8 protein-coding genes are annotated in these 7,966 nt (G+C 73.4%); 4 read left to right on the forward strand and 4 right to left on the reverse strand.

All coding sequences use genetic code 11. The features are described 5' to 3' along the window. Positions 1–45: 45 nt before the first annotated feature. The 4 genes from ACFY0X_RS31515 to ACFY0X_RS31530 are packed head-to-tail and all read right to left on the reverse strand — an operon-like array spanning position 46 to position 3,914. Positions 46–573, reverse strand: coding sequence for a hypothetical protein (locus ACFY0X_RS31515; protein WP_387759700.1), 528 nt, complete (start codon positions 571–573; stop codon positions 46–48). Further along, positions 570–1,178: a hypothetical protein gene (locus ACFY0X_RS31520; protein ID WP_387759702.1), complete on the reverse strand. Its 609-nt coding sequence runs from the start codon at positions 1,176–1,178 to the stop codon at positions 570–572. The genes ACFY0X_RS31515 and ACFY0X_RS31520 overlap by 4 nt, the downstream gene beginning before the upstream one ends. Beyond that, on the reverse strand, positions 1,175–3,457 hold the full coding sequence (locus tag ACFY0X_RS31525) for a hypothetical protein (protein WP_387759704.1): 2,283 nt from the start codon (positions 3,455–3,457) through the stop codon (positions 1,175–1,177). The genes ACFY0X_RS31520 and ACFY0X_RS31525 overlap by 4 nt, the downstream gene beginning before the upstream one ends. A 13-nt stretch (positions 3,458–3,470) precedes the next feature. Continuing rightward, positions 3,471–3,914, reverse strand: a complete 444-nt coding sequence (locus ACFY0X_RS31530) for a hypothetical protein (protein ID WP_387759706.1) — start codon at positions 3,912–3,914, stop codon at positions 3,471–3,473. A gap of 214 nt (positions 3,915–4,128) precedes the next feature. Between ACFY0X_RS31530 and ACFY0X_RS31535 the strand changes: the two genes are divergently transcribed. From ACFY0X_RS31535 to ACFY0X_RS31550, 4 genes are all read left to right on the forward strand, one after another. Next, positions 4,129–5,106, forward strand: coding sequence for an ABC transporter ATP-binding protein (locus tag ACFY0X_RS31535; RefSeq protein ID WP_387759708.1), 978 nt, complete (start codon positions 4,129–4,131; stop codon positions 5,104–5,106). Then, positions 5,090–5,989 carry an ABC transporter permease gene (locus ACFY0X_RS31540; protein ID WP_387759710.1) on the forward strand — a complete coding sequence of 300 codons (900 nt, stop codon included), beginning with the start codon at positions 5,090–5,092 and terminating at the stop codon, positions 5,987–5,989. The genes ACFY0X_RS31535 and ACFY0X_RS31540 overlap by 17 nt, the downstream gene beginning before the upstream one ends. Before the next feature lie 32 nt (positions 5,990–6,021). After that, positions 6,022–6,939, forward strand: a complete 918-nt coding sequence (locus tag ACFY0X_RS31545) for an ABC transporter ATP-binding protein (RefSeq protein ID WP_387759712.1) — start codon at positions 6,022–6,024, stop codon at positions 6,937–6,939. Positions 6,940–7,018: 79 nt separating this feature from the next. Beyond that, positions 7,019–7,735, forward strand: a complete 717-nt coding sequence (locus tag ACFY0X_RS31550) for an ABC transporter permease (RefSeq protein WP_387759714.1) — start codon at positions 7,019–7,021, stop codon at positions 7,733–7,735. Positions 7,736–7,966: the final 231 nt, after the last annotated feature.

Raw genomic sequence — 7,966 nt, forward strand, 5'->3', positions numbered from 1 at the left:
CGCCGACCGGCTCACCCCGCGGTGACCGGTCCGGCGCCGGCCGGCTCACACGGCTTCGAGCCGTTCGGCGCCGCCCGCGCAGCCGAGCTGCCGCTCGGCGGCCCGCTGGGCGAAGCCGCTCGCCAGTCGGCCCATCCGCTCCCGGCCGGGCCCGTCCGGGAGGGGCGCGCCGTCCTTCCCGGTGATCCGCAGGACGGCCCGGTAGGGCTCGGTCCGGCCGTTCACCGCGCAGCCGAAGGCGGCCGCTCCGAGTCCGTCGCCGCCGGCCCCCACGGTTCCGGGCTCCGCGTCGGCGGTGAGGGTCCGTGCGTCGGCCCCGGAGATCCGGCAGCGCAGGGACGGCTTGGTCCCGTCCGTCGCCGGCCGGTACTCCGTGGTCGCGTGGACCCGGGGGGCGCGGCCCAGCAGTCCGGCGATGCCCGGGTCGTCCAGCAGCCCCCGGCACTCCCCGTGCGACAGGGACACGGCCGGTGGCCGGTACTCGGTGCGGTCGAGGTACACGTGCCAGCCGAGCAGGCCGCCGCCGAGCAGCAGCGCGGTCCCACCCGCGGTCAGGGCCCGGGGATGCTTCACGGGCACAGGTCCTTCCTGGTCTCCACCAATGCGGCCCGGGCGAGCTGTTCGAGGTCGGCCCGGCCGTCGGCGCCGGCGGTGCGGGCGGCCTCGCCGGTGGTGATCTCGAGCTGGAAGTAGTCGTTCGGGTCGTACTCCTTCCTGCCCGGGCAGCCCGCGGCGACGGCGGCGCCGTCCGGCCACGAGGCGCCGAGGCCGGCGACGTCGAAGGCGTGCGCGTCCGGACGCCCGGCGCCCTCGGAGGTCAGGGCGATCCCGCCCTGGCGCCCGACGGAGGTGAAGGTGAGCGCGGTGCGGCCGTCGACCCGGATGGCGCAGGTCCTCGGGTCCCGACCGATGACCGGCCGCGTCCACTCCTCCACGTCCTGGCCGCCGTCCGGCAGCAGCCGCCCGAGCGGGGTGCCGGGGCCGGTGGGCAGGTCGCAGAGCCGGGCGGCCCGGCCGGGCGGGTCGGTGGGCCGGTGGCCCTGCCAGTCCCGGTAGCCGACGAACCCGGCGGCGGCCGCCGCCAGGACCAGGACGCCGGGCAGCAGCAGCGGATCCTGGAGGCGTCCCGCCCACCGGTGCGCCGGGAACCGGCCCCGGCCGCCCGCGGGCCCGCTCACGCGTCGCCCTTCGCGTTGGTGCTCACGTTGTTCACCGACCCGCGCGTCATGCCCTGGAGCGCGCTGTCGCGGGCGCTGTTGGCGAGCCGGTCGACGTCCTGGCGCGCGATCCCGCTGCCGGCGGCGGCGTCCCTGACCGCCTGGTCGGCCCCGGTGGCCACCCGGTGCTCCGCCTCGGCGGTGTGGTCGCGGCTCTCCTGGCGCCCGTCCTCGGTGGTGTCCTTCTTGTTGGCCTCGATCACGCTCTCGGCGATCGCGTCCAGCAGCTGCCCGGCGACCTCGCCGGCGATCGGGACCTTCTCCGTCACGGTGCCGATGACGGCCTCGAAGGCGGTCTTGCCGTAGCCGACGTTCTTCTCCAGCGCGTCGTTGAACTCCTTGTCGGAGGCGGCGTGCTGGTTGTGCACCTCGTCGACGCGGGCCTGGTTGAGGTAGCCGTTGACGACCCCGCCGGACTTCGCGGTGTGGTCGATGTCCGACTGCAGCCGGGCGAAGTCGGTCTCGCCGCTGTCCAGGTGGCCGCGGACGAGCGCGGTGGTGTAGGCCTGGTTGGCGTTGGCCACCGCGCCGTACGCGTCCGGGTCGCGTCCGAGGACGTCGAGCAGGCCGGAGACGGCCGAGGCGTCGAGCACGGCGGGGGAGCCGTTGACCGGCAGGTCGTGCCCGTGGGAGAGCGCGTTCTGCACGTCTCCGATGTACTCGGCGGTCATGTGGCCGAGGCTGCCCCGCATCGCGGCGAGCTTGCCGTCGCCCTTGACGTCCTCCAGCCCCCCGTCCTCGCCGTGCCGGCCGAAGGTGTCCACGACCCGCTTCATCAGGTCGGCCTGCTCGGTGGTGTGCCCGGCCGGCGGGGTGGGCCCCGGCTCGTCGTACGGGTGGCCGGTGGTGGCGGCCTCCAGGGCGCGGCCGAAGGCGGCCGGGCCGGCCTGCTTGCTCGCGTCCCAGACCTTGGAGTCCCGCGAGGTGGTGTCCGGGATCCAGTCCTTGTCGTGGGCGTAGTAGTCGAAGTAGTCCGAGGGCTTGGGCTTGCCGCCCCGGTCGACCGTGCCGTCCTCGTGGTACGCGGTCGGCTGCTCGGTGAAGAACCTGTTGGCCGCCTCCGGGCTGTGCGCGAGCGCCTCCAGGACGGCCGTGGTGGGGCGGAAGCCGGAGCCCGCCCCGTCGCCGCCGGTCAGGTTGAAGCCCTGGATCTGCGAGCCGGGCATCGGGGCCGGCCAGTACTTGTCCTGGGTGTCGAGCTGGGTGACGTGCTCGGCTATCGGGTTGAGGAAGTGGGCGTCGTAGTTGCCGTTCATCAGGATGCCGGAGAGCACCTGGTAGCCGTACGGCACGTAGTCCAGGCCGGAGGCCCGGTAGGGCTTGTCCCAGACCGGCTGGGAGCCGGCCTTGCGCAGCGCGGCGGCCCACTCGTCGGACAGGTGCGGCTCGTTGCCGGTGCGGGTGGCGGTGGCCAGGCTGAGCCCGAGGTTCTTCTGGAGCTGCTGGTAGGCCTTCCAGCGCGGGGACCCGTCGTCGCGCGGGTGCGCCGGGTCGCCGACCATGCCGTTCCAGGACTTGATCAGGCCGTCCGGTCCGAGGTCCTGGTAGAACTTGGTGGCGAACTTCGGGTCGCTGCCGTGCGAGGCCAACAGCGAGTTCAGTTCGGTGAGTTCGGGCTCGGTGATCTCCCCGCCCCGGCCGGCGAGCTGGGCGGCGCGCCTGCCGTCCGCCTCGGGGCCGCCGCCGACGGCCTTGCCGTTGAAGGACTTCTGACCATCCGTCATGCTGTCGGCGCGCAGCGCCCAGGCGGCCCGCTCGTCGGCGGCGGCGGCCTCGGCCACGGCGGCGTCGATCGCCTTGCGGGCGGCCTCCGCCTTGTCGCCCCACTCCTTCTGGTAGCTCTGGAGGGCCTCGTAGTCGTGCCGGGTGGCGGTGTCGGCCGGGGGCCAGCTCACGGTGCCGTTGTCGGTGACGGTCAGCCCGGCCGCCCGGGCGTCGCCGACGGCCTTCTCCAGCTTGGCCTTGGCCGCCTTGAACTCGGTCGACGCCTCCTTGAAGATCGAGGCGAAGGCGTCGGCCTCGGTGACGGCGGCGGTCAACTGCTCGTTGGCGCGCCGGAGTCCGGGGCGGGCCTGGTCGGCCGCCGGGCCGCTCCAGCAGGCGGAGTCGACCTTGGCGATCACCGTGGTGTCCCAGTCGCCGTCCATCGCCCGGAGCTTCTGGGCCACGGTGGTCCAGGCGGTGGCGGCGGTGTCCAGGACGCCGAAGTCGGCGGTGCTGAGCTCGTGGAAGTCGACCATCGCGGTGGTCCTCTCAGTTGCCGAGGTCGTGCTGGACGGCCGACTCGTTCCGCCGGTAGTTGGCGGCGGTGGCGCGCAGTGCCTGGGTGGTCTGCCCGATGGTGCCGCCGAGGGCGGCGACGCACTGGTCCCAGGTGCCGGCGGCGCCCGCCGCGGCCTTGCCGGTGCTCCAGTTGGCGAGCGAGGTGGAGACCTTGGCGGTGGCCTCGTCGGCGCCCCGGCCCTCGCTGTTGAGCCGGGCGTGGATCTGGTCGGAGTTGTTCCCCGCGGTGGTGAGCGCGTCGGGGTCGGCGCTGAAGCCGCCCCCGGCGCCGCCGCCTCCGCCGCCCGACGCCGAGGTCGAGTTGATCCGGGTGCGGGCCGCCTCCTGGGCGCGGGCCCGGGCGGTCAGGTTCCCGTCCGCGTCGTAGGCCCAAGGGTTCATCATCCGGTCGAACGCGGTCGCCCGATCAGACATGTCGATCGATCCCCTCCGTGCCGGTGCGGTGTCCCGGCACCCCCGTCGGCAAAGAATTCGGCAAGTGCGTAAAGAGTCCGACAAAGGGTACAGGTGGGTTCCGCTTTTGCCGAACCCCTAGGGGTGAGCGGGCCCGGCGTCATACCGCAGCAGCAGACGGGCTCGTCATTCGTGCTCATGTCCCGTACCGCACAAGACCGTTACGTTGGTGGGCGTGTCCACAGCTGTCATCAAGACGGACGGCCTCACCAAGAGGTTTCCCCGTGTCACCGCCCTCGACCAACTGACCGTCGAGGTGCGGCCGGGCGTGGTCGGTCTGGTCGGGTCCAACGGCGCGGGCAAGTCCACCCTGATCAAGATCCTGCTCGGGCTCGCCCCGGCGACCTCCGGCCGGGGCGAGGTCCTCGGCCTGGACGTCGCCACCCGGGGCTCCGAGATCCGGGCGCAGGTCGGCTACATGCCCGAGCACGACTGCCTGCCACCGGACGTCTCCGCGACCGAGTTCGTGGTGCACATGGCCCGGATGGCGGGGCTGCCCGCCACCGCCGCCCGTGAGCGCACCGCGGACACCCTGCGGCACGTCGGCCTGTACGAGGAGCGGTACCGCCCGATGGGCGGCTACTCGACCGGCATGAAGCAGCGGGTCAAGCTCGCCCAGGCGCTGGTGCACGACCCGAAGCTGGTGCTGCTGGACGAGCCGACCAACGGCCTCGACCCGGCCGGCCGGGACGAGATGCTGGCGCTGATCCGCCGGGTGCACACCGACTTCGGCATCTCGGTGCTGGTCACCACCCACCTGCTCGGCGAGCTGGAGCGGACCTGTGACCACCTGGTCGTGATCGACGGCGGCAAGCTGCTGCGCTCCTCCTCCACCGCCTCCTTCACCGAGGCGACGGCCGTCCTCGCGGTCGAGGTCGGCGACCACCCGGAGGACCACCTCCTGGAGCCGGGCCCGGCGGTCCGCGAGCGGCTCGCCGCGGCCGGCCTGTCCGTCCAGTCCGAGGGCTCGCACCAGCTGCTGGTCCGGCTGGCCGACGAGTCGACGTACGACACCATCCGCGACGCCGTCGCCGGACTCGGCCTCGGCCTGGTCCGGCTGGAGCAGCGCCGCCACCGGGTCGCCGAGCTCTTCACCGACTCCCAGGACACCGAGCAGAGCAAGGGAGGGACGAACGATGCCGCTGCCTCCTGAGACCAGGTCCGCCGACACCGGCGTCATCCACGACATCGGCTACCGCGGCTACACCGGGCCCCGGCTCGGCCGCTCCTACGCCACCCGCGCGCTCTTCACCCAGAGCCTGCGCGCCGCGTACGGCCTCGGCCGCTCGGGCAAGTCCAAGGTGCTGCCGATGCTGGTGCTGGGCGTGATCACCGTGCCCGCGCTGGTCATGGTGGCGCTCTCGGTCGTGATGAAGCGCGAGGAGCTGCCGGTCGAGTACGCCGGCTACCTCTCGATGCTCAGCCTGGTGGTCTCGGTCTTCCTCGCCTCCCAGGCGCCGGTGCTGCTCTCCCGGGACCTCCGCTACCAGACCGTCCCGCTCTACTTCTCCCGCCCGATCACCCGCACCGACTACGTCCGGGCCAAGTTCTGCGCCATGTTCTGCGCCCAACTGCTGCTGATGGCGGCCCCGTTGCTGGTGCTGTACATCGGCGCGCTGCTCGGCGGGATGGACTTCGCGCACAACACCGGGCACTTCCTGTACGGGCTGGTCGCGGCCGTGCTGTACGCCCTGGTGCCGACCTCGGTGGCCCTGGTGATCGCGGCCGCCACCCCCCGGCGGGGCTTCGGGGTGGCCGCGATCATGGGCTACCTGGCGGTCAGCGCCGCGCTGGGAGCCGCCGCGGTCGGGATCAGCAACCCCGGCACGACCGGCTCCGACGCGGCGCAGTGGATGTCGCTGATCTCGCCCACCGACCTGGTGGAGTCCCTGGTCAACGAGCTGTTCGGGCTCGGCGAGGGCTTCGACCGCCGGCACGCGCCGGGCGGCCTCGGGCTGGCGGTGTTCGCGCTCGTCGCGGTGGCCATGGTGGCCGGCTCGTACCGGCTGCTGCTGCGCCGCTACCGCAGCGTCTGATTCAACCGCAGTGTCTGAGAGAGGGACGCAGCATGGCCACCATCAGCATCGACAAGGTCTCCCGCTGGTTCGGGAACGTGGTCGCGGTCAACGACATCTCCATGGCCATCGGCCCCGGCATCACCGGCCTGCTCGGTCCCAACGGCGCGGGCAAGTCCACGCTCATCCACATGATGAGCGGCTTCCTGGCCCCCTCCAGCGGCTCGGTCACCCTGGACGGCGCGCCGATCTGGCGCAACCAGCAGGTGTACCGGCAGATCGGCCTGGTGCCCGAGCGGGAGTCGATGTACGACTACCTGACCGGCTGGGAGTTCGTCCTCGCCAACGCCGAACTGCACGGCCTGCCCCAGCCGGGCGCCGCCGCCCGCCGGGCGCTGGACCTGGTGGAGATGGACTACGCCAAGGACCGCCGCACCGGCACCTACTCCAAGGGCATGAAGCAGCGGGTCAAGATGGCCTCCGCCCTGGTCCACGACCCGTCCGTGCTGCTGCTCGACGAGCCCTTCAACGGCATGGACCCGCGCCAGCGGCTCCAGCTGATGGACCTGCTGCGCCGCTTCGGCGCGGACGGCCGGACCGTGCTGTTCTCCTCCCACATCCTGGAGGAGGTCGAGCAGCTGGCCCGGCACATCGAGGTGGTGGTCGCCGGACGGCACGCGGCCTCGGGCGACTTCCGCAGGATCCGCCGGCTGATGACCGACCGCCCGCACCGCTACCTGGTCCGTTCCAGCGACGACCGCCGGCTCGCCGCCGCGCTCATCGCGGACGGCTCCACCAGCGGCATCGAGATGGACGAGCGGGACCGGGCGCTGCGGATCGAGGCGGTGAACTTCCAGGGCTTCACCACCCTGCTGCCCAGGGTCGCCCGGGAGGCCGGCATCCGGCTGTACACCGTCTCCCCGGCGGACGAATCGCTGGAGAGCGTCTTCTCGTACCTGGTGTCCGCGTGAGTGCCGCCGCCAGGGCCGCCGTCGTCCGGCACGTCCGGGAAATCGCCCGGGAAACCGCCCAGGAAGGGACCGACCGACCATGAACCCCACCGTCGCCAGGCTGACCCTGCGCGGGCTGCTGGGCCGCCGCCGCGGCCTGCTGCTGCTGGTGGTCCCGGCCCTGCTGGTGATCGTCGCGGCCATCGCGAGCGCGTCCAGCGCCGACCCGCACGACACGGCCGGCAACGTCCTCGGCGCGCTCGGCCTGGGCACCCTGGTCCCGATCCTCGGGCTGGTGGTCGGCACCGGGGTGATCGCCAACGAGATCGACGACGGCTCGATCGTCTACCTGCTCGCCAAGCCGCTGCCCCGGTGGCGGATCGTCACCACCAAGCTGGTCGTCGCGATCGGCGTCACCTGGCTGTTCTCGGTCGTCCCGACGCTGCTGGCCGGGCTGCTGCTGGTCGGCACCCAGGACGGCGTGGCGCTCGGCTACACGGTGGCGGTGCTGGTCGCCGGTGCCGCGTACAGCGCGCTGTTCCTGCTGCTCGGCGTCGTCACCCGGCACGCGGTGGTGGCCGGGCTGGCGTACGCCCTGATCTGGGAGTCGACGATCGGCAACTTCGTCGAGGGCGCCCGGACGCTGAGCATCCAGCAGTGGGGCCGCTCGGTGGCCGAGGCGGTCGCGGGGGAGAACGCGATCAGCTCCGACGTCTCGCTCGGGGCGGCCGTGCCGCTGTTGCTGGTGGTCACCGTCGCGGCGACGGTGTTCGCCTCGGTGAAGCTGGCCGGGATGACCCTCGCCGGCGAGGAGTGAGCCCGGTTCGGCGCCGAGCCCCCGGCGGAGCTGAGCCCCCTGCGGAGCCGCGCCCCGTACGGAGCCGCGCCCGCCACGGCCGTGGGGGGGGGGGGGGGGGGGGGGGGGGGGGGGGGGGGGGGGCGGGCGGGCGGGGGGGGGGGGGGGCGCGGGGGGGGGGGGGGGGGGGGGGGGCTGGCCGGGGCCGGAGTCGGTGACCTCGATCCGCAGCCGGTCGCCGCAGATCGAGGC

The sequence above is a fragment of the Kitasatospora sp. NPDC001547 genome (assembly GCF_042894165.1).
In the GTDB taxonomy this organism is placed as follows: Bacteria; Actinomycetota; Actinomycetes; order Streptomycetales; family Streptomycetaceae; genus Kitasatospora.